The sequence below is a fragment of the Ruegeria sp. AN6 genome (assembly GCF_056540425.1).
In genome coordinates, this window is record NZ_JBQFWR010000001.1 from 24,530 (window position 1) to 49,685 (window position 25,156).

29 protein-coding genes are annotated in these 25,156 nt (G+C 57.6%); 14 read left to right on the forward strand and 15 right to left on the reverse strand.

Annotation, left to right across the window (positions count from 1 at the left end; translation table 11 throughout):
- Positions 1 to 44: 44 nt before the first annotated feature.
- From ACR0MQ_RS00140 to secG, 9 genes are all read right to left on the reverse strand, one after another.
- Positions 45 to 758 carry a transporter substrate-binding domain-containing protein gene (locus tag ACR0MQ_RS00140; RefSeq protein ID WP_010439165.1) on the reverse strand — a complete coding sequence of 238 codons (714 nt, stop codon included), beginning with the start codon at positions 756 to 758 and terminating at the stop codon, positions 45 to 47.
- Between the two features lie 31 nt (positions 759 to 789).
- Positions 790 to 1,566: an ABC transporter ATP-binding protein gene (locus ACR0MQ_RS00145; protein WP_010439167.1), complete on the reverse strand. Its 777-nt coding sequence runs from the start codon at positions 1,564 to 1,566 to the stop codon at positions 790 to 792.
- A 269-nt stretch (positions 1,567 to 1,835) separates the two neighbouring features.
- Positions 1,836 to 3,011: a S41 family peptidase gene (locus ACR0MQ_RS00150; protein ID WP_170770320.1), complete on the reverse strand. Its 1,176-nt coding sequence runs from the start codon at positions 3,009 to 3,011 to the stop codon at positions 1,836 to 1,838.
- Between the two features lie 132 nt (positions 3,012 to 3,143).
- Positions 3,144 to 3,581, reverse strand: coding sequence for a tellurite resistance TerB family protein (locus ACR0MQ_RS00155; protein ID WP_170770322.1), 438 nt, complete (start codon positions 3,579 to 3,581; stop codon positions 3,144 to 3,146).
- Positions 3,582 to 3,602: 21 nt separating this feature from the next.
- Entirely contained in the window at positions 3,603 to 4,052 is a 450-nt protein-coding gene (locus tag ACR0MQ_RS00160) for a tellurite resistance TerB family protein (RefSeq protein ID WP_170469179.1), read from the reverse strand.
- Between the two features lie 41 nt (positions 4,053 to 4,093).
- Positions 4,094 to 4,387 carry a DUF1330 domain-containing protein gene (locus ACR0MQ_RS00165; RefSeq protein WP_170469182.1) on the reverse strand — a complete coding sequence of 98 codons (294 nt, stop codon included), beginning with the start codon at positions 4,385 to 4,387 and terminating at the stop codon, positions 4,094 to 4,096.
- 71 nt (positions 4,388 to 4,458) lie between these two features.
- A complete protein-coding gene (locus tag ACR0MQ_RS00170; RefSeq protein ID WP_170770324.1) occupies positions 4,459 to 5,235 on the reverse strand; it encodes an isocitrate lyase/PEP mutase family protein in 777 nt (258 codons plus the stop codon).
- Positions 5,236 to 5,337: 102 nt separating this feature from the next.
- Positions 5,338 to 6,981, reverse strand: coding sequence for a CTP synthase (locus ACR0MQ_RS00175; protein ID WP_170770326.1), 1,644 nt, complete (start codon positions 6,979 to 6,981; stop codon positions 5,338 to 5,340).
- 161 nt (positions 6,982 to 7,142) lie between these two features.
- A complete protein-coding gene (secG, locus tag ACR0MQ_RS00180; protein ID WP_170469190.1) occupies positions 7,143 to 7,511 on the reverse strand; it encodes a preprotein translocase subunit SecG in 369 nt (122 codons plus the stop codon).
- 151 nt (positions 7,512 to 7,662) lie between these two features.
- Here secG and nthA point away from each other — a divergent pair, with 151 nt between their 5' ends.
- From nthA to ACR0MQ_RS00215, 7 genes are all read left to right on the forward strand, one after another.
- Positions 7,663 to 8,277, forward strand: a complete 615-nt coding sequence (gene nthA, locus ACR0MQ_RS00185; protein ID WP_170770328.1) for a nitrile hydratase subunit alpha — start codon at positions 7,663 to 7,665, stop codon at positions 8,275 to 8,277.
- Positions 8,274 to 8,951 (forward strand): nitrile hydratase subunit beta, encoded by a 678-nt coding sequence (gene nthB / locus ACR0MQ_RS00190; RefSeq protein WP_170469196.1) that lies wholly within the window; start codon positions 8,274 to 8,276, stop codon positions 8,949 to 8,951. Before nthA ends, nthB begins: the two co-directional genes overlap by 4 nt.
- Entirely contained in the window at positions 8,948 to 9,277 is a 330-nt protein-coding gene (locus tag ACR0MQ_RS00195) for a nitrile hydratase accessory protein (protein WP_170770330.1), read from the forward strand. Before nthB ends, ACR0MQ_RS00195 begins: the two co-directional genes overlap by 4 nt.
- Before the next feature lie 220 nt (positions 9,278 to 9,497).
- Positions 9,498 to 10,790: an adenylosuccinate synthase gene (locus tag ACR0MQ_RS00200; protein WP_010439192.1), complete on the forward strand. Its 1,293-nt coding sequence runs from the start codon at positions 9,498 to 9,500 to the stop codon at positions 10,788 to 10,790.
- The gene (locus ACR0MQ_RS00205) at positions 10,790 to 11,032 is read left to right on the forward strand and encodes a DUF2842 domain-containing protein (RefSeq protein ID WP_170538968.1); all 243 of its coding nucleotides are present in this window, start codon (positions 10,790 to 10,792) and stop codon (positions 11,030 to 11,032) included. Before ACR0MQ_RS00200 ends, ACR0MQ_RS00205 begins: the two co-directional genes overlap by 1 nt.
- Positions 11,033 to 11,233: 201 nt before the next feature.
- A complete protein-coding gene (locus ACR0MQ_RS00210; RefSeq protein ID WP_170770332.1) occupies positions 11,234 to 11,407 on the forward strand; it encodes a hypothetical protein in 174 nt (57 codons plus the stop codon).
- A 15-nt stretch (positions 11,408 to 11,422) separates the two neighbouring features.
- A complete protein-coding gene (locus ACR0MQ_RS00215) occupies positions 11,423 to 11,668 on the forward strand; it encodes a hypothetical protein (RefSeq protein ID WP_480603667.1) in 246 nt (81 codons plus the stop codon).
- Between the two features lie 249 nt (positions 11,669 to 11,917).
- Here ACR0MQ_RS00215 and ACR0MQ_RS00220 read toward each other — a convergent pair whose 3' ends face one another.
- Positions 11,918 to 13,630 (reverse strand): hypothetical protein, encoded by a 1,713-nt coding sequence (locus tag ACR0MQ_RS00220; protein ID WP_480603669.1) that lies wholly within the window; start codon positions 13,628 to 13,630, stop codon positions 11,918 to 11,920.
- A 120-nt stretch (positions 13,631 to 13,750) separates the two neighbouring features.
- On the opposite strand from ACR0MQ_RS00220, the gene ACR0MQ_RS00225 reads away from it, so the two are divergent.
- Entirely contained in the window at positions 13,751 to 14,458 is a 708-nt protein-coding gene (locus tag ACR0MQ_RS00225; protein ID WP_480603670.1) for a thiamine diphosphokinase, read from the forward strand.
- Here the strand turns inward: ACR0MQ_RS00225 and ACR0MQ_RS00230 are convergent.
- From ACR0MQ_RS00230 to ACR0MQ_RS00245, 4 genes are read right to left on the reverse strand one after another with little or no spacing between them, the layout of a single operon-like run.
- Positions 14,403 to 15,317, reverse strand: a complete 915-nt coding sequence (locus tag ACR0MQ_RS00230; protein ID WP_170770340.1) for a DMT family transporter — start codon at positions 15,315 to 15,317, stop codon at positions 14,403 to 14,405. The genes ACR0MQ_RS00225 and ACR0MQ_RS00230 overlap by 56 nt on opposite strands.
- Before the next feature lie 45 nt (positions 15,318 to 15,362).
- Positions 15,363 to 15,779, reverse strand: a complete 417-nt coding sequence (locus tag ACR0MQ_RS00235) for a GFA family protein (RefSeq protein WP_170770342.1) — start codon at positions 15,777 to 15,779, stop codon at positions 15,363 to 15,365.
- Positions 15,780 to 15,805: 26 nt separating this feature from the next.
- Entirely contained in the window at positions 15,806 to 17,179 is a 1,374-nt protein-coding gene (locus ACR0MQ_RS00240; protein ID WP_010439206.1) for an L-serine ammonia-lyase, read from the reverse strand.
- A gap of 1 nt (position 17,180) precedes the next feature.
- Positions 17,181 to 17,882 (reverse strand): glutathione S-transferase family protein, encoded by a 702-nt coding sequence (locus tag ACR0MQ_RS00245; RefSeq protein ID WP_170770344.1) that lies wholly within the window; start codon positions 17,880 to 17,882, stop codon positions 17,181 to 17,183.
- A 167-nt stretch (positions 17,883 to 18,049) separates the two neighbouring features.
- Between ACR0MQ_RS00245 and rpiA the strand changes: the two genes are divergently transcribed.
- The 6 genes from rpiA (at position 18,050) to ACR0MQ_RS00275 (ending at position 24,254) form a co-directional block, all read left to right on the forward strand.
- Positions 18,050 to 18,835 carry a ribose-5-phosphate isomerase RpiA gene (gene rpiA, locus ACR0MQ_RS00250; protein WP_010439210.1) on the forward strand — a complete coding sequence of 262 codons (786 nt, stop codon included), beginning with the start codon at positions 18,050 to 18,052 and terminating at the stop codon, positions 18,833 to 18,835.
- Between the two features lie 130 nt (positions 18,836 to 18,965).
- Positions 18,966 to 20,324, forward strand: coding sequence for a glutathione-disulfide reductase (gor, locus tag ACR0MQ_RS00255; protein ID WP_480603675.1), 1,359 nt, complete (start codon positions 18,966 to 18,968; stop codon positions 20,322 to 20,324).
- 72 nt (positions 20,325 to 20,396) lie between these two features.
- Positions 20,397 to 21,539, forward strand: coding sequence for an FtsH protease activity modulator HflK (hflK, locus tag ACR0MQ_RS00260; RefSeq protein WP_170538986.1), 1,143 nt, complete (start codon positions 20,397 to 20,399; stop codon positions 21,537 to 21,539).
- Positions 21,539 to 22,435 carry a protease modulator HflC gene (hflC, locus tag ACR0MQ_RS00265; RefSeq protein ID WP_010439217.1) on the forward strand — a complete coding sequence of 299 codons (897 nt, stop codon included), beginning with the start codon at positions 21,539 to 21,541 and terminating at the stop codon, positions 22,433 to 22,435. Before hflK ends, hflC begins: the two co-directional genes overlap by 1 nt.
- Positions 22,435 to 22,629, forward strand: coding sequence for a DUF2065 domain-containing protein (locus ACR0MQ_RS00270; RefSeq protein WP_010439218.1), 195 nt, complete (start codon positions 22,435 to 22,437; stop codon positions 22,627 to 22,629). The genes hflC and ACR0MQ_RS00270 overlap by 1 nt, the downstream gene beginning before the upstream one ends.
- A gap of 176 nt (positions 22,630 to 22,805) precedes the next feature.
- Positions 22,806 to 24,254, forward strand: coding sequence for a DegQ family serine endoprotease (locus ACR0MQ_RS00275; protein WP_480606138.1), 1,449 nt, complete (start codon positions 22,806 to 22,808; stop codon positions 24,252 to 24,254).
- A 231-nt stretch (positions 24,255 to 24,485) separates the two neighbouring features.
- On the opposite strand, the gene ACR0MQ_RS00280 is transcribed toward ACR0MQ_RS00275, so the two are convergent.
- On the reverse strand, positions 24,486 to 25,154 hold the full coding sequence (locus ACR0MQ_RS00280; protein ID WP_170538990.1) for a Crp/Fnr family transcriptional regulator: 669 nt from the start codon (positions 25,152 to 25,154) through the stop codon (positions 24,486 to 24,488).
- Between the last annotated feature and the right edge of the window lie 2 nt (positions 25,155 to 25,156).

A 25,156-nucleotide genomic window follows, 5' to 3' on the forward strand; every position in this document is an offset into this window, starting at 1 on the left:
AGCGACGCGCCCAGCGTTCAGGGCGCGCCACTTGGATCATTAGATTAGAAGGTCGAGGACACTTCCCACTTGGTGATCAGCTCGTTCAGGCTGCCATCATCCTTCATGGATTGGATCGCTGCGTTGAACTTTTCTTTCAGTTCACCGTCCGATTCACGGATGCCCATGCCGACGCCACCGCCCAGCGGTACGTCATCGGCAACAAATTTCAGCTCACCGTCTTCTTCGACGATCGGTGCGAGGAAGGATTTGTCAGCCAGCACAGCATCGGCTTCGCCGTTGCGGACGGCTGCGATGGTTTCTTCAGGGCTGGCGAATTCGACCAGAGTTGCACCGGATTCAGCAATGTAACCTGCCTGAATGGTTCCGGTCTGAGCTGCGACAACGCCACCAGCGACGTCAACGTCATCGGACAGCGCAACATAGGCAGACGGATCCGGTGGCGTATAGTTCTGGGTGAAGTCGATGACTTCGTCGCGCTCGTCGGTGATCGACATACCTGCGATGATCACGTCATAGTTGCCCGACACCAGGTTCGGAATGATCGAATCCCAGTCGTTCTTGACCCATTCGCATTCCAGATTCGCGCGCTTGCACAGCTCATCGCCCAGTTCACGTTCGAAACCGTCGATCTCGCCCGCGTCGTTGATGAAGTTCCAAGGCGCATAGGCGCCCTCGGTGCCCATGCGCACGGTATCGGCCATGGCGATACCGGCGGTCAGCGCCAGTGCTGCAGTGGTCAGAATCAGGTTTTTCATTTTTACTCCCCTTATTGGTTCTGTCCGTTGATTAAGCCGCCTGAGTGGCGGAGAGAAAGCCCTGAAGCCGTTCGGATTCAGGGGTGGTGAATAGATCTTCTGGCAGGCCCTCTTCTTCGATCAGGCCCTGATGCAGGAAGACGACATGGCTCGAGATATCCGCAGCCATCTTCATGTCGTGGGTCACGATTATCATGGTGCGACCTTCCGCGGCCAGATCCTTGATCACCTTGATCACTTCCTGTTCCAGTTCGGGATCGAGCGCCGAGGTCGGTTCATCGAACAGCAGCGCCTGCGGTTCCATGCACAGCCCCCGCGCTATGGCGGCGCGCTGTTGCTGTCCGCCCGACAGCTGTGCCGGATAAACATCGCATTTGTCGCCGATGCCGACCTTTTCCAGATACCTGCGAGCGCTGTCCTCAACCTCGGATCGATCTCGGCCCAGAACGGTGACGGGGGCCTCCATCACGTTTTGCAGGATGGTCATATGCGCCCACAGATTAAACTGCTGAAACACCATCGACAGATTGGTGCGGATGCGTAGCACCTGTTTGGGGTCGGCTGGACGACGGTGATTGTGGCTGCCGGTCCAGCGGACTGGTTCGCCTTTGAACAAAATCTCGCCTTCTTGGCTGTCTTCCAACAGGTTGCAGCAGCGTAATAGGGTGGATTTCCCCGAGCCTGAAGACCCGATCAGCGAGACAACGTCGCCGCGATGCGCGGTGATATCCACGCCCTTGAGCACCTCAAGTTGGCCAAAGCTTTTGTGAAGGTTCTTGATCTCGATGACGGGAGCGGCGTCTGTCACGGGCTGTCCAGATATGATTGGTGTTGGTGCGGTAATAGGGCTGAAAAATCGGGCTAATGCAATGCGCAAATAACAAGTTCACGCTGAGAAATAGCCAATTTGGCCAATGACGCTGTCAGAATTGTCAGTTGGTTGGGCGATTTGCGTGCCGTTAGGGCGAACAGACAGGTAAGCTTATGAGATTTGCAGTGACGGTTCTCAGGCTATCGACACCACCATCATATGAACGATATCCAATGCCGACATTGCGGGACTTACCGGCCGTTCGTCTAATCGCTCACGCTTTTGAGAACTTGTTGATAGAATGCGACGTTTCCATCCTCACCAGTAGGCCGTGCGACCCATTCCAAATCCAAACTCAGTGCTCCTGCGGGTACGATTTGCCGCGCGATATCGGGCGGTGTGGTTTCGTCAGACGTTCCATTCTTCCAGTCGTGAAAGGCTGATGAGTATCGAACGACCGCTCCGCTAACCGGCAAATCGAGCAACCCGCCCTCGGCAAAGAACATCAATCCGTCACCCATTTCTTCTCCAATGAGTTTGAACCTGTTTCCCAATCGATGTCTAAGGATGGCTACAAACACTATCGCTGCGGAAAACGTGAATTTATCGACAAGCACAACAACCTGCTTGATTGCGCTTTCCGAGATCGCGTCGATCAAGGGCATCGTTAAAAGAAAGTCGCCACCAGTATTTCCGCGAACGTCAATCAGAAGTGTTTTGGTCGAGCCGGCGCGCACATGTTCCACTGCGGCTGAGATGGCTTTGGGTAGCGCACTTTCGTTCGGATCAAAGAAGCTTGGTAACACTATTGATAGCCCAAGCTCTTGCCAGTCCTGTATTTCCACAAAAATCTCGGGTTCCCAAGCTGGATCAGCCTTGCCGTGCTCGTTTCTCGGGTAGAGCATCGATCCGGGAACCGTCTGTTCATTTGCCAATTTCAGATTCGCTATCTGCCCATTTTCGTCCTGCACATGATATTCGGTCACTTTGCCGTTTGACGAAAAACCCAGATGTGCCAAAGCGTACGGCCACGCAAAAAGGATCGGACCGATGACCCTTTTCCTCTGGCACGTTCCCGCCAGAAAATTCTCTGCCGTGGCTTCAATTTGGCTCAAAGCCGCACCGTTGATTGCGATCAATTTTCCTCGCGGTGCAATTACTCCTGGTGCCGCCCCCATGACTTGCACTGAACGCCCCACGCTCACGAACCTCAGCGGCAGCACCGAGATCGCATCATTCGGGATCAGCCTTGTGTGCCCATTTTGGGGGAGCGCCAATAGGCGCATCGCGGACATCAAGAAGGCTTCGATGCAGCCCCCCGAGGCGTATCGCCGGGTTTCACTAAGGCAGCTGTCTATCACGGCGTTATCGATCCAACGAAAGCTGGGATCGGTTGGCAGAGCAGTTTCTAGAATTTGTTTCAGGTCTTCCGTCAGCGCCATGATTCACAGTGCGCGTAGCCACTCGTCAATGTCTAGATTGGACTCGAAGCTGACATCAAGATTTCTCAGCTCAGGTAAAATTATCCAGCAGCTTCGTAGTTGGGCTTTTCGCTTGGCTGTGCTGCAATTGGCTCAGGCCTTGGCTGCTTTTTGCCGTGCCAGTGCCGAATCCACGTCGCTGACACCCAATAGGCTTACGACGAGACGCAGCAGCGAATCCTCTTCTCCGCTGCGGTGTCCATCTGCCAATGCAACCGACCACATTGCCTGCACCACGGCTAGGCGATCATCATAGGCAATGGCCTCTTTGATGGCGCGGGTAAAGCGGACGGTGTCGGGGGCTTCTGCCTCAAGATCTTCAGCACGGGCGCGCAGGGCGGCGGCTTCGAACGGGGACAGGCCAAAACGTTCAGCCGAGATGCGGTCGATCCGGGCCATTTCGGTATCGGCATAGTCATTATCGGATCGTGCAATGCGCACCAACAAGGAGGTGAGGGCCAGACGGGCGTCATCTTCGACAAGCGGGTCGGGCTGCGGCTGCGTGAGCCGGGACAGGAAATCACTGAACATGGTCAGATATATAGAGGCTGCTTAGGTCGCTTCCAAGCGGCTTTGTATCCGTTCGCGTGCGGCCTTACTGTCGTTGAAGCTGAGACCCATGGCAATGCGGGCTTCTTCGACGATCTTGACTTCGCCCTCATCCGTATTGCCGTCGGCCAGCACCACCTCCCAAAGCGCGTCCAGAGCCGCCAGACGTTCGTTCAGGTTGGTGGTTTCGCGGATCAGTTTGCCGAACGTGTCGGTTTCGGGGGCGGCTGCGTGCAGCTTCTCACAAGTGGCGCGGACCTTGGCGGCCTCGATCGCGTTGTGCTGGTAGAGACGCGCAAGGATGCGGTCGATCAGGCTGATCTCTTCCAGCTTATAGTCGCGATCGGCCTGCGCCACGCGCACCAGCAGCGCCCCCAAAGCCAGTTCGGCATCAGGATCGGGCAACTTGTCATGTTGCGGCGGCCGGAAGGCCTGGAAGAATTTTTTCAACATGAGGTCAAGATATTCCGTAATTCGAGGCGCGCCAAGCGGTGCTAGCCCTCATAGCCTTGAATAATCACAAGATCAGCGGTTGAAACCGGATCGCGAAGGGCTTTGGCGGCCTGATATCCTGCACTTTCATAACAGGCCAGGGCCTGTTCATAGCTGGGAAACTCGATCACGACTGTACGGGCGCGGGCTTTGCCCTCGACCTCGGTTCTTTCACCGCCACGCACCAGAAATTTGCCGCCATATTCGGCAAAAGGGGCCGCGTTGGCAGCGACATACGATTTGTAGGTTTCGATGTCGTCTACATCGACATGGGCGACCCAATAACCTCTGGCCACGGCAATTCCTCCGCTGGTATCTGATGCAAGGTGCGGAGGAACCGCATAAAATGCAATCCCTTAAAAGTGGATCAACCGCCTGTTTGCAGCGCCTCGCGGGCTTTGTCCTGCAGCCAAGCGATCATTTGCCGATAAGGCACCGGGCCATAGCTGATCCGCGCCACGCCGAGTTTTGCAAGCGTTGGCGTATCCGGCGTGCCGGGCAGGGCGATGATGTTGACGGGCAGGTCGGTGGCTTCGCAAAGCTGGCCAATCATCGCTTCGTCTTTCAGTCCCGGTGCAAAGAAGCCGCTAGCCCCAGCATCGGCATAGGCTTTGGCGCGGGCCATGGCATCATCCAGCATCGCCTGTTCATGCGTTTCCGGAGCGGCCTTGAGGAAAATATCGGTGCGCGCGTTGATGAAAGCAGGCACACCCGCAACATCGCAAGATTCGCGCATGGCGGCGACACGCGCGGCTTGGGTTTCAATGTCATAAAGCTCTTTAGTACCAACAATTTGGTCTTCGAAGTTGAAGCCGACTACGCCGGTTTCCAGCGCGCGTTTGACATTGGCCGATATGCCAAAAGTATCTTCGGCATAGGCGCCTTCAAGGTCCATCGTAACCGGGATATCGACCGCCTCAACAATGCGGCGGGCGTTGTCCAGCGCCGCATCAAAGGGGATGTTCTGCCCATCCGAAAACCCCTGTGCCATCGCGACCGGAGCACTGCCGGTCGCGAGTGCCTTAGCCCCTGCATCGCGCACAGCGGCGGCGCTGCCGGGGTCCCAGATATTGTAAAGGATGACCGGATCGCCCTTCTTATGCAGGGCGGCAAAGGTCTCTGCTTGGGTAATCTTGTTGGTCATGGCCGGTCTCCTGTCGCTGCTATGGCGGCAGTTAACCGTGTAACTGGTCGGCGCGTAAAGATATTTCGCGCCGAGGGGTACAATACTGTTATCGGTCCGTGATCAGACCAGGCGCGAGGTGTCTTTCGCGGCGCGCACGAACTCGCGGAATAGGGGGTGCGGATCGAAGGGTTTGGATTTCAGTTCCGGGTGGTACTGAACGCCGATGAACCATGGATGATCCGACCATTCGACGATTTCCGGCAGGCGGCCATCCGGCGACATGCCCGAGAAGTTCAGGCCCGCTTTTTCCAGCTTGTCGCGGTACTTGATGTCAACTTCATAGCGGTGTCGGTGGCGCTCCTCGATCTGGGTGCTGCCATAGACATCTGCGACTTTCGAGCCTTCGGCCAGGACGGCGTTATAGGCGCCTAGGCGCATGGTGCCGCCCTTGTCATCACCGACTTTGCGTTCGACCTTGTGGTTGCCCTGCACCCATTCCTTGAGGTGGTAAACAACGGGCTCAAAACGCTTTTTCCCGGCCTCATGGTCGAATTCTTCGGACCCGGCCTCGGTGATTCCCGCCGCATTGCGTGCAGCTTCGATCACCGCCATCTGCATGCCCAGACAGATGCCCAGATAGGGCACCTTGTGCTCGCGCGCGTATTGAGCGGCCTTGATCTTGCCTTCAGTGCCGCGTTCGCCAAAGCCTCCGGGGACGAGGATGGCGTGGAAACCTTCGAGATGGGGGGCGGCGTCTTCGGTATCGAACACCTCGGCATCAACCCATTCGACCTTGACCTTGACCCGGTTGGCCATGCCGCCATGCGTCAACGCCTCGGCGATTGACTTATAAGCGTCTTCCAACTGCGTGTATTTGCCGACGATCGCGACCTTCACTTCGCCCTCTGCGTTGTGAATGCGGTCGCTGACATCCTCCCATTTGGCCAGATCGGGCTTGGGGGCAGGGCTGATCTGGAACGCGTCCAAAACCGCCTGATCCAGACCTTCGCGGTGATAGGCCAACGGGGCGTCGTAGATCGTGCTGAGGTCCTGCGCAGCGATCACACTATCGGGGCGGACGTTACAGAATAGGGCAAGCTTTTCACGCTCTTTGGTTGGAATTGGTCCTTCCGAGCGACACACCAGAATATCGGGGGCCAAACCAATCGATCGTAGTTCCTTGACCGAGTGCTGGGTTGGCTTGGTTTTCAACTCGCCCGACGCCTTGATGTAGGGCAGCAGCGTCAGATGCATGAAAAGGCACTGACCGCGCGGCTTGTCTTGGCTGAACTGACGAATGGCTTCAAAGAAGGGCAGGCCTTCGATATCGCCCACTGTGCCGCCAATTTCGCAGAGCATGAAATCAACCTCATCCTCCCCAATGGCGATGAAATCCTTGATCTCATTGGTGACGTGCGGGATCACCTGAATGGTTTTGCCGAGGTAATCTCCTCGGCGCTCTTTCTCCAGCACGTTGGAATAAATCCGTCCTGAACTGACCGAGTCGGTTTTGCGTGCGGCCACGCCGGTGAATCGCTCATAGTGGCCTAGGTCCAGATCGGTCTCGGCCCCGTCATCAGTCACGAACACTTCGCCATGTTCGAACGGCGACATCGTGCCCGGATCAACGTTCAGGTAGGGGTCCAGCTTGCGCAGACGCACCGAATACCCTCGGGCCTGCAACAGCGAACCCAGAGCCGCCGAAGCCAGTCCTTTGCCCAAGGATGAAACCACACCACCAGTGATGAATATAAAACGCGCCATGTTGTTCGGCTGCTCCCGTGAGACGTCATTATCAGCTGCCCGGCGGCTTACAAAAAAGCCGCTGCATCACGGGACTTCATATATAAAGGATTCGCGCACATAGCGCAAGAGAACCGCAAGATGCTGTTGCAGTTCCCTTATGAATTTCTAGGTTTTGTGGCTTAGTCGGCAGCCTGCGGGATCAGCGGAGCATCGTCGCCTTGTGCTGGCGGCAGCAGTTCATCCGCAGATGGAACCGCCGGAGCGCTTTCCTCAGCCGGTGCCGGAGCAGGTACGCCCAAACGATCAATTACTGAGCTGCCCGAAGATTTTTGAGCGGCCAGAATCGTCAGCGTGATCGAGGTTACGATGAAACACGCAGCTAGGATCCAGGTCAGCTTGCCCAGAGCGGTCGCTGCCGCGCGGCCGGTCATGGCCCCGCCGCCACCGCCACCCATGCCAAGGCCACCGCCTTCGGAACGTTGCATCAGCACAACGACAATCAGGCCCAAAGCCAGAAGAAGGTGGATGATGAGAACGACGTTTTCCATGGTGGTCCTGTACAGCGTGGCGTGTATCGCGTGGTACTTATGCAAGTTTGATGCTGGGGGCAAGTCACGAGTTGGCATCACGTGCGGTGATGTTTCATATCACACCAAAGAGACTGGACAGAGCGCCGTTCTGTCGCGCAGGCTGCGCCCCATGCCACATGATGATCACGACCACCCGCACGCCCTGTTGCCCCCTGAACCCGCGCTTCGCGTCAAGGCGCTTGAAACGATTCTGACCCGCAAAGGCCTGATCGATCCGGCCGCTTTGGATGAGATCATTGATACCTATCAAAACAAGATCGGCCCGCAAAACGGCGCGCGAGTCGTTGCCAAAGCCTGGAGCGATCCCGATTTCAGGGCCGCGTTGCTGGAAGATGCCACTTTGGTCGTGGCTGATCTGGGGTATTACGGTCGGCAGGGTGAACACTTGGTTGTGGTGGAAAACACGCCCGAGCAGCACAACATGGTCGTATGCACTTTGTGCAGCTGTTATCCGTGGCCGCTGCTGGGTATCCCCCCCAGCTGGTACAAATCCGACGCCTACCGCGCCCGCGCCGTGCGCGAGCCGCGCAAGGTTCTGGCCGAATTTGGCGTGACGCTGCCCGAAGATACATCCGTACGGGTGTGGGACTCGACCGCTGAGATTCGCTATCTTGTCCTGCCGATGCGTCCGGACGGGAGCGAGGGGCTGAGCGAGGAAGAACTCGCCGCGCTGGTCACCCGTAACAGTATGATCGGCACCGGGCTGCCCAAGGTGCCATCATGACGCGGGTTCATGACATGGGAGGGCGTTTTGGCGATGGCGCGGTTGTGCCGGAGGCTGAGGACGCTCCGGTCTTTGCGGAAGACTGGCACGCGCGGGCTTTGGCCGTGACAGTGGCTTCAGATTTTCTGGGTCAGTGGAACATCGATATCAAACGCCATGCTCGAGAATGCTTGTTACCACAAGACTACAGCCGTTTCTCGTATTATGAGAAATGGATATCTGCGTTGGCGGACATGCTGGTTGATAAAGGCGTGCTGACATTGGATGACCTGCGTGGAGTGGAACGGGAAACTACGCACCCTTTGGCCGAGCGAGCCATAAAGGCGGAAGAGGTAGCAAGTGCGTTGGCCAAGGGCGGACCCTCAGAACGCCCGTCGGACATTGCCGTTCGGTTTCAGTCGGGCGACGCGGTGCAGACTTTGCGACGCTCGGCCAACCGTTTGGCTGAGGGCGGTCACACCCGTTTACCCGCCTATGCCGCGGGCGCGACCGGGCGCGTCGTTAGGCTGCATGGCACCCATGTGCTGCCGGATTCCAACGCCCATGGATTGGGTGAGGCTCCTGAACCTTTGTACGCAGTCGCGTTTCCCGCATCGGAGCTTTGGGCCAATCCTGAGCATCCGTCAGACGAGGTCGTATTGGATCTGTGGCAATCTTATTTGGAGCCGGCATGAGCGACTGCACCACGCATTCAGCCCCCGAACCGGTTTTTGCCGAACCCTGGCACGCGCAGGTTTTTGCGGTCACCGTTGCGTTGAACGAAGCGGGCCGGTTTGGTTGGTCGGACTGGGCAGAGCGGTTTTCCATTACTTTGAAACGGAACGGCCTCAAAAAAGAACTGGATGGTGGTGACGATTACTTTCACGCTTGGTTGGAGACCTTGGAGGCGCTGCTGGCTGAGCAGGGAGAAGCACCCACTGATGATGTCCAAGATATTCGCAATGCATTGGAAGAGGCCTATCTGTCAACACCCCACGGGCAACCCGTTCACTTGCGCTAAAAGCAGAAGGGGCGCTGCCCCCGCCGCCCGTTCGGGCGGCTCCCCCGAGGTACTTTTGGCCAGATGAAGCAGGGGATCCGTTTTTCATCTGGCCCAAAACACCTCCGCCGGAGGCATCGCGCGCAGCGCGATTTTCAACTGCGGCGAAATATCGGTTTCCCTGCCGTCTGTGCCCCGCTATATGAGCCGGGTTTGATTATTCAGCGCAAAAGGACCGGATATGGCCAACGTGGTTGTTGTCGGCGCCCAGTGGGGTGACGAAGGAAAAGGCAAGATCGTCGACTGGCTCAGCGAGCGTGCAGACGTGATCGCGCGTTTTCAGGGTGGACATAATGCCGGGCACACACTGGTCATTGAGGGCGAGGTATACAAACTGCACGCGCTGCCTTCGGGCGTGGTGCGCGGCGGCAAGCTGAGTGTGATCGGCAATGGTGTTGTTCTTGATCCGTGGCACCTGATCAAAGAGATCGGAACAATCCGTGCACAAGGCGTCGATATCACGCCTGAGACGCTGATGATTGCTGAAAACACTCCGCTGATCCTGCCGTTCCATGGCGAGTTGGATCGTGCGCGCGAGAGCCAGAATTCGGTCGCCAAGATAGGGACGACCGGTCGCGGGATCGGTCCGTGTTATGAGGACAAGGTCGGGCGTCGCGTGATCCGCGTGGCTGACCTGGCCGATGATGCAACGCTGGCGCTGCGGGTGGATCGGGCGCTGGTCCATCACAACGCGCTGCGCAATGGTTTGGGGCTTGATCCGATTGATCGGGATGCGTTGATCGCGCAGCTGAAAGAGATCGCGCCGCAGATTTTGCCTTTCGCAGCACCGGTGTGGAAGGTGCTGAACGAGAAGCGCAAGGCGGGCAAGCGTATCCTGTTCGAAGGCGCGCAGGGCGCGTTGCTGGATATTGATTTCGGGACCTATCCGTTTGTGACATCGTCAAATGTGATTGCAGGCCAGGCCTCAACGGGCGTCGGAATCGGACCGGGCTCGATCGACTTCGTTCTGGGCATCGTCAAGGCTTACACGACCCGCGTGGGTGAGGGGCCATTCCCCACCGAGTTGGATGATGCAGATGGCCAGCGTCTGGGCGAACGGGGACATGAGTTCGGCACGACGACGGGTCGCAAGCGACGCTGCGGGTGGTTCGACGCCTGTCTGGTACGCCAAACCTGTGCGACCAGCGGTGTGAACGGCATTTCGCTGACCAAATTGGATGTTCTGGATGGGTTCGAGACGTTGAAAATCTGCGTTGGATACGAGCTGGATGGCAAACGTCTGGACTATCTTCCGACGGCCGCCGACCAACAGGCGCGATGCACTCCAATCTACGAAGAGATGCCGGGGTGGAGCGAATCAACCGAAGGTGCACGCAGCTGGGCTGATCTACCGGCCAACGCAATCAAATATGTGCGCCGGGTCGAGGAACTGATCGATTGCCCGGTTGCCCTATTGTCCACCAGCCCGGAGCGGGAGGATACCATTTTGGTGACCGACCCGTTTGCAGACTGATGAGCGGCGGCGAAAAACCCGGCCTCAGCTACAAAGCACGGCGGCGCTGGTCTCTGGTACTGCTGCTGGTCGGGTTGCCAGTCTATATCGTTGCGGTTGTGACTATCGTGAACTGGCTGGACCGCCCGCCAATCTGGCTGGAGCTTTTGGTCTATGTCGCGTTGGGCATTCTATGGGCATTACCCTTCAAGTTTGTCTTTCGTGGTGTGGGTAAAGAAGACCCAGATCAGGATCAAAATTAGACTTTCCGACTGCCGGTGCGTCATTCGCGAGGCACGCTGACTGCAGCTTAAACGCGTTGCAGATAAGGGCGGTTAGGGCATGAACAAAGGGCTTTTCGCGGCGTTCGCCGCGTCTTGTGTCGCATACGGCGCTCAGGCTGGAGACTGGAGCTACACGGTTGCACCCTTTTTGGGGGGCTGGAATTCAGGACCTCCCTTGAAGTGGGGCCGAACCCGCCGGTGAACGGGGATACCTCGATCTTCAATATTTCAAAGGGGGCAATTCTGATTGTAGGCGAGGCCCGGAATGGCGGATGGTCCATTGGATGCGAGTTCAACTACCTGAACCTAGGTGACTATGTTTCCATCGGACTATTTGACAACGCAGCCAGTTGAGAGCTTGAGGGCACCATGACCTCGCTGGTGGCCGGTTTCGCGGTTTATGAAGATAATCAGTCGCGGCTGGAAGCGATTGCCGGGCTGCGCCATTGGGATCTTTATGTTTCAACCACGGTGCTGGATCGCACATTCAGCATGGATCAAAGTTGGACTGACCCATTGGTTGGAGCGCGCTACAGTTGTGCTCTGAACGGTCGATGGAGTGTCACCGCGATGGGAAACATTGGCGGCTTTGGTTATTGTTCAGAGTTACAGTGAGATGCGCTGGTACAAGCCAGCTAGAAATGGCGACCTGGCATCAGCGTCGCCGGTGGGTGCCGCCATCTGGATGTTGTGTTTCAAGATGGACGTGAAGTGATCGATCTGATCCTGACCGGCCCCTACGTGGCGTTGGCCTTATTATTCTAATCTGGTTGGTCGCGCCGAAGCCGCGCTATTAAAAGAATTAGGGCCAGAGTATCCTCTGGCCCTACTACGACTCGAGGGGGGTAATGGATTCGCTGGGACCTAGCCCGCAGCGCGTTCGTTGTCATTGGGGCGGAAGCCGATGTCGGTTGAGGCAGCGAATCGACCACCTCCAGCTTTCTCGATCTTGCCATCGCGAAGCAACTGACCGAAGGAGCGCAGGCTTTCTTCGCGATTAAACGCATCTTGCTTAAGCGAGCGGACCTTGTTCATAAGTTGCGGGCGCGAGAACTGCTCTTGACCTTCGATAAAGGACAGATAGGCAGCTGCAGCTTCAAGCAGATCAGGCAGCGACTGGGCGCCCTGCTCCTGTGCGAAAGTGGCAAATCCGCCTTCTTCTTCGCCCGTGTCTTCGTCAGCCGAAGTGATCCGGCGCGGCGTAACGGGGCCCGTATCGGCATTCTCGGTATCGATGCGCTGTTCGGCAACCAGCTTCAAAGGGGCGGCCGATTCTGGGGTCGGGCGCTGGCTGGTGACTTCAACCGCGGGACGACGTGGATTGACGACTGAGGCCAGATCGCCGCGAAAATCATCTTCGGGTGTCTTTGTCTTGTCGCCTACGGCTTCGCGTTCGGCCTCGGTCGCGGCGACCGCAGCGCGCAAGTGCGAGTAGGTTTCACGCTGATCGCTAGTAGCGGGATCGTCCAGCTGAACATCTGCTTCGTCCATTAGGCGCGAGACGTCCTCATCTGGTCCGGAAATACTGGGCACGTCAGCTTCAGCAATTGCTTCGAGTTCGGATTCAACAAGCGCGATCTCATCCAACAAAAGCGCTTCTTCCTCGACCGAGATGATGCCGTGCTCGATTCCGGTCAATGCCTCAGAGGCAACACTGCTGGCTTCATCGCCTAGAATGTTTGATGGGTTTTCTTCCTCGACTTCAGGCGCCTCATCATCCAGATCAGAAAACAGAACGTCTTTTTCCGTTACATCAGCTGTGGCAGGTTCCGACGCTTCGATTTCTTCAGCTTCATTCGCCGATTCCGCGGTAGCGACCAATGCACTTAGATCGTCGGAGGTCTCCTCAACCGTTTCATCTGAGGTCTCTTCAACCAATTCATCTGAGCTTTCTGGTTCCGTAACATGAGCCGCCTCGTCGGCCTGTGCTTCGGCTAACTCTTCGACGTGTTCCGGTTCAGCAGTCAGCTCGGGCTCGGGCGCAGGGAAGGTATCTTCTTCTGTTTCCTGCAAGTCGGCGGGATCCAGTGCGCCTGCTTCAAAGGCGGCAGAGATGGCATCAACCTTAGGCTTCACAGGCTGAAGATAGCTGGAGTCTTCGTCCTCTGAATAGCCGGGGGAGACTTCTTCGGAATGCGAAACCACAGCCCGGATGCGCTGGAGTTTGGCCGCAATACTGTCCGCCGCTGGGCTGTCCACTGCAGCAGCGGATTGTGCTGCGACGGGCGCAGGGGCGGGGGGAACAACATCGGTGGTCTGTACAGGTGCAGGCTCAGGCGCACTCGCGACTGCAGCAGGGGTCGGTACTGCAGGGGCGTCTGTCTCGGTTGCGCGTAGCAGCAGACCGGTGTCGTTCTGACTGGCTTCTACCTTTCGTGCGACATCGCGCTGGGCTATGCGGGTCAGCATCTCGGCATCGGGCTGAGGGGGCTCAGAACCAAAATAGCGGTCGTCCGCCGCGAGATCCCGGAAATACTCGGCTATGGCTTTCATCGTTTCAAATGAATCGTCGAAGCCTTCGAGCGTGCATGAAAAGGTTCCGTAGGAAACGGTAAGTACCTTGTTGTTCTGTACCATCAGACGCATGTCCTTTACAAACTACCAGGCCGATCGCCAGACACAGCAGCAGCAATCGACTCGAAACTCTAGTCATGAAGCTACCATTTTGTGGTTTCATTATGTCCAAAACCGGGAATTATGGTCAATCTTGTGGAATCTGGGGTGATTGTTCAGGCTGAAATGCCAATCGGTCTGTTTGGCGGGGGGGAAATCACATCTGAAGATGTGAGTCTGGTCCTGAATCGCGTCAAAAGCGCTGTTGCAGCGGATGGGGGCGCTGCCGCGTTGATTGATTCGGGTCGAGTTCCGGATGCGGTGATCGGTGATTTCGATTCGCTTTCATCCAGCCATCGCGCGCAGATACCTGCTGATCGGCTGCATCCAATATCCGAACAGAACAGCACCGATTTCGACAAAGCCCTTCGAAATGTCAGTGCCCCGGTCGTCCTTGCAGCGGGATTTCTGGGCGCTCGGGTTGATCACCAGTTGGTCGCGTTCAATACGCTCGTTCGTTTGCAGGACCGGCCCTGTATTTTGCTGGGTGCGCAAGAGATCGTTTTTCATGCGCCGCCCCGCATCGCGTTGGAGCTGATACCGGGAGACACCGTGTCATTGTTTGCTCTGCAGCGAGTGACCGGACGCAGCAACGGCCTGGAATGGCCAATCGATGATCTCGTGCTTGAGCCGGATGGGCAGGTCGGGACCTCGAACCGCGCACTGGGCGCTTTCACGCTGGAAATTGACGGACCGGGATTGCTAACGATCCTGCCGCGTGCGGCGCTAGATCAGGTCATGCAGGCGTTTCTGTCGGGCCAGACCGGGCATTGGCCCGCTCGTGCAGGATGACATAAAGCCCGGCAGCGATGGTGATGCCGATGCCAATCGCCGCCAGCCCGTTGGGCAGGTCGTGGAAAATCAACCAGCCGATCAGGGTGGCGACAGGAATTTCAAGATATTGCATCGGGGCGAGGGTCGCGGACGGTGCATAGCGCAGCGACCACGTCATCAGAAGATGTGCCACAGTGCCCAGCACGCCGATGCCCAGCAGCAGCCAAAGCGTTTCACCCTTGGGCATCGTCAATGACATGGCGGGCAGGTCAGCCTGAGAGCCCACATAGACGATCGGCAACAAGAGAGCTGTCGCCATAGCCCCCGAAACCGCTTGCAGCGCAACCGGGTCTGTTTCTTTGGCAATCTGGCGTGTGACCAGCATAAACAGGGCAAAGACCACGGCGACGATCAAAGGCAGTAACGCAGGAGCGCCAACCTGCGCAAAGCTAGGTTGGATGACGAGCAAAGTGCCGATGAAACCCACGACACAGGCAATCAGGCGGCGCGGACCGACTTGTTCGCCAAGAACGTACTTGCCCAGCAGCAGCATGATAAACGGCATCACAAAAGCAATGGCGACAGTATCGGCCAGCGGCATATATTGCAGCGCGGTAAACATCGCCGCGATCCCAACAATGTGCAGCAGCGTACGGACCATCGTCAGACGCAGGACCATTGATGTCATCCGCCACGGTTTGCCGGTCACAGCGATGAGCGGGATCAGGATCATCGCTTGCACACCGAACCGCACCAGAACCAACAAACCCAGAGCAATGGTTTCGCCCAACAGCTTCGCCATCCCGTCACCAAGCGGAGCGAGCACGCAAAAGCCGAGCATCAATACGATGCCAAAAACGGGACGATCCTGAGTCATGTGCGCGACGCTAGCGTTTTCGCGGCAGAGGGGGAAGCTCTGATCTCAGGTGTCGGATAGGGGTTGGACTTTGGTGTAATCCGGGCCGATGCAGGTGGGCAGGCCATCACCAAGCTGCAGCCAGCTTAGCTTTTCCTCGTGCGCGACATGCAAGGTCGGGGTCAGCGCTTCGGGGTTTTCTAGCGTTGCCACATAGAGGTGCATCACATCCGACATCACGGTAGACCGAAAGGATATAGGCGTACCGCAATGGGGGCAAAAACAGCGCTCGACCCCGGGGGAGGAGTTAAACCTTGTCGGCTGTTCTCCGGTCCAGCGCCAATTGCCGTCGCGCACCCCGAAATAGGTGGTCATCGGGGCCGCGCATTGGCGACGGCAGCTATCGCAATGGCAGGTGACACAGGATAGAACCGGAGGGTCAACCTCGTATCCGATCTTGCCGCATAGGCAATGTCCACGCATGTCACCCGCTCTTTCTCGCTGTCAGATCAGCAGTTCGGCACGTTGACGGCCAGCCCGCCCAATGAGGTTTCCTTGTACTTCGCGTGCATATCCTCGCCGGTCTGGCGCATAGTTTCAATGGCTGCGTCCAGGGGCATGAAGTGCTTACCGTCACCGCGCAGGGCGAGTGACGCTGCCGAAACGGCCTTGATCGCGCCAAGGCCATTGCGTTCGATACAAGGCACCTGCACCAAGCCCGCGACCGGGTCGCATGTCATGCCGAGGTGATGTTCGAGCGCGATCTCGGCGGCGTTTTCCACCTGCTCGGGCGTACCACCCATCACAGCGCACATGCCGGCGGCAGCCATGGCCGAGGCACTTCCGACCTCTGCCTGACAGCCCGCCTCGGCGCCCGAGATCGAGGCGTTGAACTTGACCAGACCGCCGATGGCGGCCGCGGTGAGCAGGAAATCCTCGACATGGCTTTCGGACGCGCCGGGGACATGATCGAGGTAATAACGCAAGACTGAAGGCAGCACGCCTGCCGCGCCATTGGTGGGGGCGGTTACAACCTGACCTCCAGCGGCGTTTTCCTCGTTCACGGCCATCGCATAGACGCTCATCCAGTCATTGATCGTATGCGGCGCGTTCAGGTTCATGCCGCGTTCGGCCAGCAGGGCATCGTGGATCCCCTTGGCCCGGCGGCGCACGCTAAGGCCACCGGGCAGGATGCCGTCAGTTTTAAGGCCACGCTCGATGCAGTCATTCATGACCTGCCAAAGACGTGCCGTGCCTTTGGCAAAGCTATCCGCGCAACCGCGCGCGATTTCATTTTCGCGCTTCATCTGAGCGATGCTTTTGCCGTTGTCCTTGGCCATCTGCAGCATTTCCGCCGCGGATTTGAACGGGAAGGGCACAGGCGCACCTTCGTCGGTTGCCTTGCCTTCGGCCAGTTCTTCTTCGGTCAGGACAAAGCCGCCACCAATGGAATAATAGACCTGACGCAATATGACATCGCCTTGTGCGTCGGTGGCCATCAGGATCATGCCGTTGGCGTGGCCGGGCAGATTGTTGTCGTAGTCAAATATCAGATCGGCCTTAGGATCGAAGCTTAGCGTAGGCAACCCTTCTGGGGTTACCGTATGCGTATCGGAAATCTGCGTCAGCGCGGCCTCGGCCTTATCGTTGTCATACGTGTCGGGCACGAACCCGGCGAGACCAAGGATCGTAGCGCGGTCAGTCGCGTGGCCGACGCCGGTGAAAGCAAGCGATCCATGCAATGAACCGCGCAACCCCGCAAATTCAAACGGTGATGCACGCATCAGATCAAGAAACCGTGCGGCGGCGACCATAGGGCCCATGGTGTGTGACGACGATGGGCCAATGCCCACTTTGAACATATCGAAAACTGAGAGAAACATGTCAGGTAGCTGAGCCTTCTGGAGGGGTGGCGTAGGTTGGAGATGTGAACGGCGTCGCTCCCAAACCCTCGGCGGCGATGACCGATCGGGTTGCCGGGCGAAATTCGAGTTGATGCAGTATCTTTTGCAAATAGGGTGTGTCGGCCAGCTGATACCAACTGCGGTCAGCCTTGGCGGGATAAAGCGCCATCCAGCGCATCATGCAGGCGACATAGACGGTCAGGGCCGAGGGCACCTGCGTGTTGAACCAATCGGGCGCGCCTTGGGCCAAATCATCCAGCCGCTTCAGATGCTGGCGCAATCTGGGGCGAATACCGGCACGCAACGCTTCGGCCTGTGCTGCGTCAATGTATTTCTCAGCGTAGAACAGGATGCGCAGATCGGCGTGCAACGTGTTTGAAGCAAAGAACAGCCATTTCAGAAACGCCGCCCGATCGGCGCTTTCGGGCGCGGGGGCCATCTGTCGGTGCGTGTCGGCCAGCCACAACAGGATTGCGGCAGTCTCGAAAATTGGCCCTTGTGGTGTTTCCAATACGGGAATCAGCCCATTGGGATTCAGTGCACGATAAGCGGCACTGTCTTGTGCGTTACGTGTGCGATCGACCAGCGCCGTCTCATACGTCAAGCCCATCTCTTCCAAAGCCAATCGGATTATCAGCGAGGCATTGTCGGGGGCATAGTGAAGGCGATAAGTCGATTCCATGACGTCTTTCTAGAGTGTCTGGCGACCAGTATAGTGATCGATTACGACGTTTCCTATAGGAAACTCGTCGTTAAGTGTTAAGTTAGCGCTGCGATCGAGTGAATTGCCTCTCGCAGTTGCGCGGGGCATTCCCTATAAGTCCGACAATATTCTGAGGGGAAGCTGCCATGATCAAGGATTTGTCGCCCATCGACAAAGCAAAATATGTTGCGGCCTGCCGTGCCGCCGATCTTGTCCAAAGTGGAATGCGCGTGGGCCTGGGGACCGGGTCGACCGCCGCGTGGCTGGTCCGCCGTCTAGGCGAGAGGGTGCGCGACGAAGGTCTGTCGATCAAAGGCGTCCCGACCTCGACCGCGACCGCGCAATTAGCGCGGGAAGAGGGGATCGAGGTTATCTCGCTGGATCAGGCTGGATGGTTGGACCTGACCATAGACGGCGCGGATGAATTCGATGGTGAATTCAATCTGATCAAGGGCGGCGGTGCTGCGCTGCTGCAGGAAAAGATCGTGGCCACGGCCAGCGACCAGATGGTGGTGATCGCCGATGCCGGCAAAGAGGTCGAGACCCTGGGCGCGTTCCCCCTGCCGGTTGAGGTGATCCCATTCGGCTGGCAGACCACCCGCACGCTGATCGAAGAAGCGCTGGACACGATGGATGTGCTGGGCACGTCGGTTACTTTGCGGATGAATGGCGAGGCCCCCAAGGTCACGGATGAGGGCAATCACATCTTGGACCTGCACCTCAAACGGATCGGAAATGCGCGGCAGTTGGCGCTGGTGATGAACCAGATCCCCGGCGTAGTCGAGAACGGGTTGTTCATCGACATTTGCGACAAAGTAATCGTCGGCCATGGTGACGGGCGCGTTGAACTGCGCGACCTCAATGAAGGCACTGTGCTGACCAACATGCTGGGTGAGGGGGGGGACAACCTGTTCTCCGATCTGGCAGATTAAGGTCGGGTCAGATAGCGCGGCGGGTATCTGATGAAATCTTGATATTTCAGCGCTCAGGGGTTGGCAGTTTGAATTTTGCTCCCAGATATCCACTGAATTTTAGCCACGCGGCAAGCAAAGGAACGCATGTATGAGCTTTGACTATGATCTGTTCGTCATCGGAGGTGGTTCGGGTGGTGTACGCGCGGCGCGTGTAGCTGCGGGTGAGACCGGTGCCAAAGTGGCGCTGGCAGAAGAGGATCGTTACGGCGGAACCTGCGTGATCCGCGGCTGTGTGCCTAAGAAATTGATGGTTTTTGCCAGCGAATTTTCTGGGATGGTTGGAGATGCTCAGGCATTCGGTTGGGATATTCGGCCCGGTGAGTTCGACTGGAACTTATTCCATGGCAAGTTGGTGACTGAGTTGGACCGTTTGGAGGGCGTCTATCGCAACATCCTTAAAAACAACGGTGTCGAAAGCTTTGATCAGAGGGCCGGTGTGGTCGATCCGCATACGGTTGAACTGGCTGACGGGACGCGCAAGACCGCCAAGCACATCCTGATCGCCACGGGTGGGCGTCCGGTTGTGCCCGAGTTTCCCGGCTCGGATCTGGCGATCACCTCAAACGAGATATTCCATCTGGAAAAATTACCCGAAAACATCCTGATTGTGGGTGGCGGCTATATCGCAAGTGAGTTTGCCGGCATCATGAACGGATTAGGGGTGAAGACTACCCAGTTCTATCGTGGACCTCAGATTTTGCGCGGCTTCGACGAAGAAGCGCGCGGCCTGATCTGCGACGAGATGCGCCAGAACGGCATTGATGTGCGTCTGGAAACCAACGTGGTCGAAATGACCAAAGCTGGCGACAAGATCCGTGTCAAAGCCACCGATGGCAGTGAAGATCAGTTCGATGTGGTGATGTATGCCACCGGCCGCGCACCCAATGCAGATGATCTTGGGCTCGAGGCGCTGGGTGTCGAACGCGGCCGCAAGGGCGAGATCATCGTAGATGAATACAGCCAGACCGGCGTGCCATCAATCTACGCCATTGGCGACGTGACGGATCGGGTGAACCTGACTCCGGTTGCGATCCGGGAAGGCATGGCCTTTGTCGAGACGGTTTTCAAGGGCAACCCGACCCCAGTGGATCACGAACTGATCCCGACCGCGATCTTCACGCAGCCAGAAATGGGCACAGTAGGCCTCAGCGAAGAAGAGGCGGCTGCGCAGGAATCGATCGAGGTTTATGCGACTTCGTTCAAGCCCATGCAGAAGTCATTTGCAGGTGGCTCGCAGAAGGTTCTGATGAAGCTGATCGTGTCGCAGACCACCCGCAAGGTGTTGGGCTGTCACATTGTGGCTCCGGGCGCGGGCGAGATGATCCAACTGGCTGGAATTGCCGTGAAGATGGGGGCCACCAAAGAAGATTTCGACCGCACTGTTGCAGTTCACCCAGTCATGGCCGAAGAACTGGTGACAATGCGGCAACCTGTGCGCACGGCTTGATTTGCAAGCGCGCGCACACACGTTACAAGGGAACCCGTGATCACACGGTCCAATATAAGGGAAAAGATACAAATGGCGGGCAACAGCGGCGGCCCCTGGGGGGGCGGAGGCTCATCTGGAGGCGGAGGAAATCGGGGTAACAACGGGGACGGGCGCAAGCCCCCCGAAGGCGACGGCCCGCAGATCCCCGAGATCGACGAGCTGATGAAAAAAGGCCAGGAGCAGCTGCGCGTCCTCATGGGCGGTCGCGGCGGCGGTGGCCGTGGGACCAATGGCAAAGGCGGCGGCGGTGGTCCGGCATTTACCAAGGGCACAATTGCAATTGGTGTGCTGGTGGCAGCAGGTCTCTGGGCTGCGGCAAGCTTCTACACCGTTAAGCCCGAAGAACAGTCTGTTGAGCTGTTTCTGGGCGAATTCTCGGCTGTTGGAAATCCAGGCCTGAATTTCGCGCCTTGGCCTCTTGTCACCGCAGAGGTGATTCCGGTCACCCGCGAACAAAACGAAGACATGGGTGGTGCCCGCGGCAGCGACGATGGTCTGATGCTGACCGGGGACGAAAATGTGGTCGATATCGACTATCAGGTCGTCTGGAACATTAACGACCCGGCCAAATATCTGTTTAACCTGCGCGATCCGCGGCAGACGATCCGTGCCGTTTCGGAATCGGCCATGCGTGAGATCATTGCGCAAAGCGAGCTGGCACCAATCCTGAACCGGGATCGTGGCATTATTGCCGACCGTTTGCAGGAACTGATTCAGGCGACAATGGACAGCTATGATTCAGGTGTGAACATCGTCCGTGTGAACTTCGACAAAGCCGACCCGCCGCAGGACGTGATTGCCGCGTTCCGTGATGTTCAGGCCGCCGCGCAGGAACGCGACCGGTTGCAGAACGTGGCGGATGCTTATGCCAACCGCGTTCTGGCCGAAGCGCGGGGTGAAGCCGCTCAGGTTCTGGAAGAGGCTGAGGCCTATCGTGCCCAACAGATCAACAGCGCAATGGGTGAGGCCAGTCGTTTCAGTGCGGTTTTGGAAGAGTACTCCAAAGCGCCGGATGTAACCCGCAAACGTCTGTACCTGGAGCGGATGGAGCAGGTTCTGGGCGATGTTGACAAGATCATTCTGGATGAAAACTCCACAGGATCAGGGCAGGGCGTCGTCCCGTATCTGCCGCTGAATGAACTGCGCCGTAGCCCTGCAGGGGAGAGCAACTGATGCGTAAATCGACAATCATTCTGCCGATCGTATTCGTCGCAATCGTCGGCATCCTATCCTCGATCTTCATCGTGGATGAGCGCGAGCGCGCGCTGGTTCTGCAATTTGGCCGCGTTGTTGCCGTGAAGGAAGAGCCGGGCTTGGCGTTCAAAATCCCGTTGATTCAGGAAGTGGTGCGCTATGATGACCGCATCCTGTCGATCGATGTGCAGCCGCTAGAGGTTACGCCTTTGGACGATCGCCGTCTGGTGGTTGACGCCTTCGCGCGCTACCGGATTTCGGACCTGAACCAGTTCCGTCAGGCTGTCGGTGTCGGTGGCATCCCGGTTGCCGAGGATCGCCTTGACCGTATCCTGCGCGCTGAAACGCGTGAGGTTCTGGGTTCGGTATCGTCCCGTGATATTCTCAGCTCGGACCGTGCTGCGCTGATGCTGCGAATCCGCAACAGTGCGATTGCCGAAGCGCAGGCGCTGGGCGTTAACGTGATCGACGTGCGTCTGAAAGCCACCGATCTGCCGCAAGCGAACCTCGAAGCGACATTTGACCGGATGAAGGCCGAACGTGAACGTGAAGCCACTGACGAACGTGCCCGTGGTAACGAGGCGGCGCAGCGTGTACGCGCGCAGGCCGACCGGACCGTGGTTGAACTGGTGTCCGACGCAAATCGCGAGGCTGAAATCATTCGCGGTGAAGCTGATGCCGAACGGAACTCGATCTTTGCCGAAGCTTATGGCGCAGACCCGGAATTCTTTGAATTCTATCGCTCGCTGACAGCTTACGAAAACGCCCTGCAAGGCGGCAACAGTTCGTTGATCCTGAGCCCGGATTCAGAGTTCTTCAACTACCTTGCTTCGCCGACCGGACGTCGGGCGCCCGCCGCTGCGGCTTCCGAGTAATGGGTATGATCCTTCTGGCCTTTGGGCTGGTACTGATTGTTGAGGGGCTGGCCTATGCGCTGGCCCCTTCGCTTATTGAGCGCATGCTTGAGGCGCTGAGAACTCTGCCTGAACAGGCGCGGCGTTTGGCTGGATTGCTATGTGTTGTCAGCGGTTTGATCCTGTTGTGGGGCGCATATCAGGTCGGTTTTTGATGCGATGGTTTCACGCACCGGTGATTTCCCCGCGATCCCGAGTTGCGGGCTTGGCCAAACTGACTACATTGGTTGCTAAGAAGGGTGATCTTTGGTTGCCCGCAAAAGAAGTGTCGACAAGGAGACCCCAAGTGCAGGCGAAAGCGCGCAGTGTGTCCGTCCGGCGGGACGATGTTATGGTAATGATGCGGCTTATGTGGCTGGCCTTTTTGGGGATGCTGCTGGTTCTTGCACAGTCAGTGGCCGCGCAGTCGCGCGGTGACAGTCTGGCACCGCTTGCTGAAAAGATCAGCCCCGCGGTGGTCAATATTACCACCTCGACCCTGATTGAAGGTCAGACCGGTCCGCAGGGGATCGTGCCCGAAGGCTCTCCGTTCGAGGATTTTTTCCGCGAGTTTCAGGACCGCAATGGCGGGGATGACGAAAACCGCCCGCGCCGCAGCAACGCGCTGGGCTCGGGGTTCGTGATTTCGGAAGACGGGTATATCGTCACCAACAACCACGTCATCGCCGAAGCCGATGAAATTCTGGTCGAGTTCTTTCCTGGTGATGGGCAGCCTGCAGAAGAACTGGTTGCTAAGGTGATCGGAAGGGACGAAAAAACCGATATCGCGCTGCTGAAAGTCGAAGCCGAAGGGCCTTTGAAATATGTCCAATTCGGAGACAGCGATACAGCGCGCGTCGGGGATTGGGTGATTGCGATGGGCAATCCGCTTGGGCAGGGATTTTCGGTCTCGGCCGGGATCGTGTCGGCGCGAAACCGGGCGCTGAGCGGGTCGTATGACGACTATATCCAGACAGACGCGGCGATCAACCGAGGGAACTCGGGCGGTCCGTTGTTCAACATGAATGGCGAAGTGATCGGTGTGAACACAGCGATCCTGTCGCCCAATGGCGGCTCGATCGGGATCGGGTTCTCGATGGCCTCGAACGTGGTGATCAAGGTTGTCGATCAATTGCGCGAGTTTGGTGAAACCCGCCGCGGCTGGCTGGGCGTGCGCATTCAGGACGTGACCGAGGATATGGCCGAGGCAATGGGTCTGGACAAACCCGGCGGCGCGCTGATCAGCGATGTGCCCGAAGGTCCCGCGAAGGAAGCCGGACTGCTGGCCGGAGATGTGATCATCAGTTTCGATGGTGTCGAGGTTGAAGACACGCGCGGCCTTGTACGGCAGGTGGGTGAGACCACGGTGGGTAAATCCGTGCGCGTAGTTGTGCATCGTGACGGCGGTACGCAAACCGTGCTGGTGACGCTGGGGCGTCGCGAGGATGCCGAGCGCGCCGAAGAAGGTGATGAGCCAGAAACCGAAGCACCGGTGGAAGAGGATAAAGACATTCTTGGTCTGACCATCGCTCCGTTGGGCGACAGCCAACGCGAGGAATTGGGGTTGGATGCCGATGCCGAGGGCCTGTTGGTCACCAATGTGGATGAAGCTTCGGAAGCCTTTGAGAAAGGCCTGCGCACCGGCGATCTGATCACAGAGGCGGGGCAGCAAAAAGTGACCTCAATTGCTGATCTTGAGGCCCGCATGGAAGAGGCGCGAGAGGCTGGGCGTAAATCGCTGCTGCTGCTGGTACGGCGTGGCGGAGAGCCTCGTTTTGTGGCGCTGAGCCTGGAACCGTAAACAGCATTCCAATCAAATTTGTGAAGGCCGGGTGAATATCCCGGCCTTTCTTCATTTATTCATACTTTGTTAAGAAAGAAGCCATATGCCGGGGAAGGCATATGGCTCTTGTACAGGGAGAGGTCGGTGGACAGATATCGGGGATGATAAAACCGACCTCCTACGGTAACAGGATTGACCTTAGGGCAATCTTGATGCCGCGTATGTGAAGCGGATCACATCCGTGCAAATTTAGATCAGATCAGATTCGGCAAGTTGCCGTAGTGCGTCGAAATCGTGGATTTGCAGACCTCCACGCGAGGCTTCGACCACATTGTCGCGTTTCCAAGTCGATATGGTTTTTGACACCGCTTCACGCGTTGCACCGACGAATTCAGCCAGCTCGCTTTGTGACAGCGTGATCCGAGCCGTCGGTTTGTCTTGTTGACCTGCCAAATGCAACAGCTTGCGCGCCAGTCTGATCGGCATTGGCAGGAACACCTGCTCGTTCAACTGATCGCCCATCCAACGCATGCGCACACCCGCGAGGCGGATCAAGTCGACCGCGAGATCGGGGTTCTTTCGGATCTGTTCCATGACATCCTTGTGACGAACGCGAAGGACTTTGGCAGGCTCTGCTGCGGTGACAGTGGCGGTCCGGGGACCGCTGTCGAACAGAGCAATCTCGCCGAACACTTCGCCAGCGCGCATCAGCCTAAGCGACAGTTTACGTCCACTCATGGCCAAAAAGGATACCTCGAGCTTGCCGGACAGGATTGCATAAAGGGCTTCTCCTGGGTCGCCTTGTTCGAACAGTACATCGCCCCGGTCGAGCGTCAATTCTGTGGCCTGGGCCGCCAGCATTGTGCGCAGCTCTTCAGAGGCTTCGGATAGGAATCCGCTATTGGGGAAAGCCATCATGC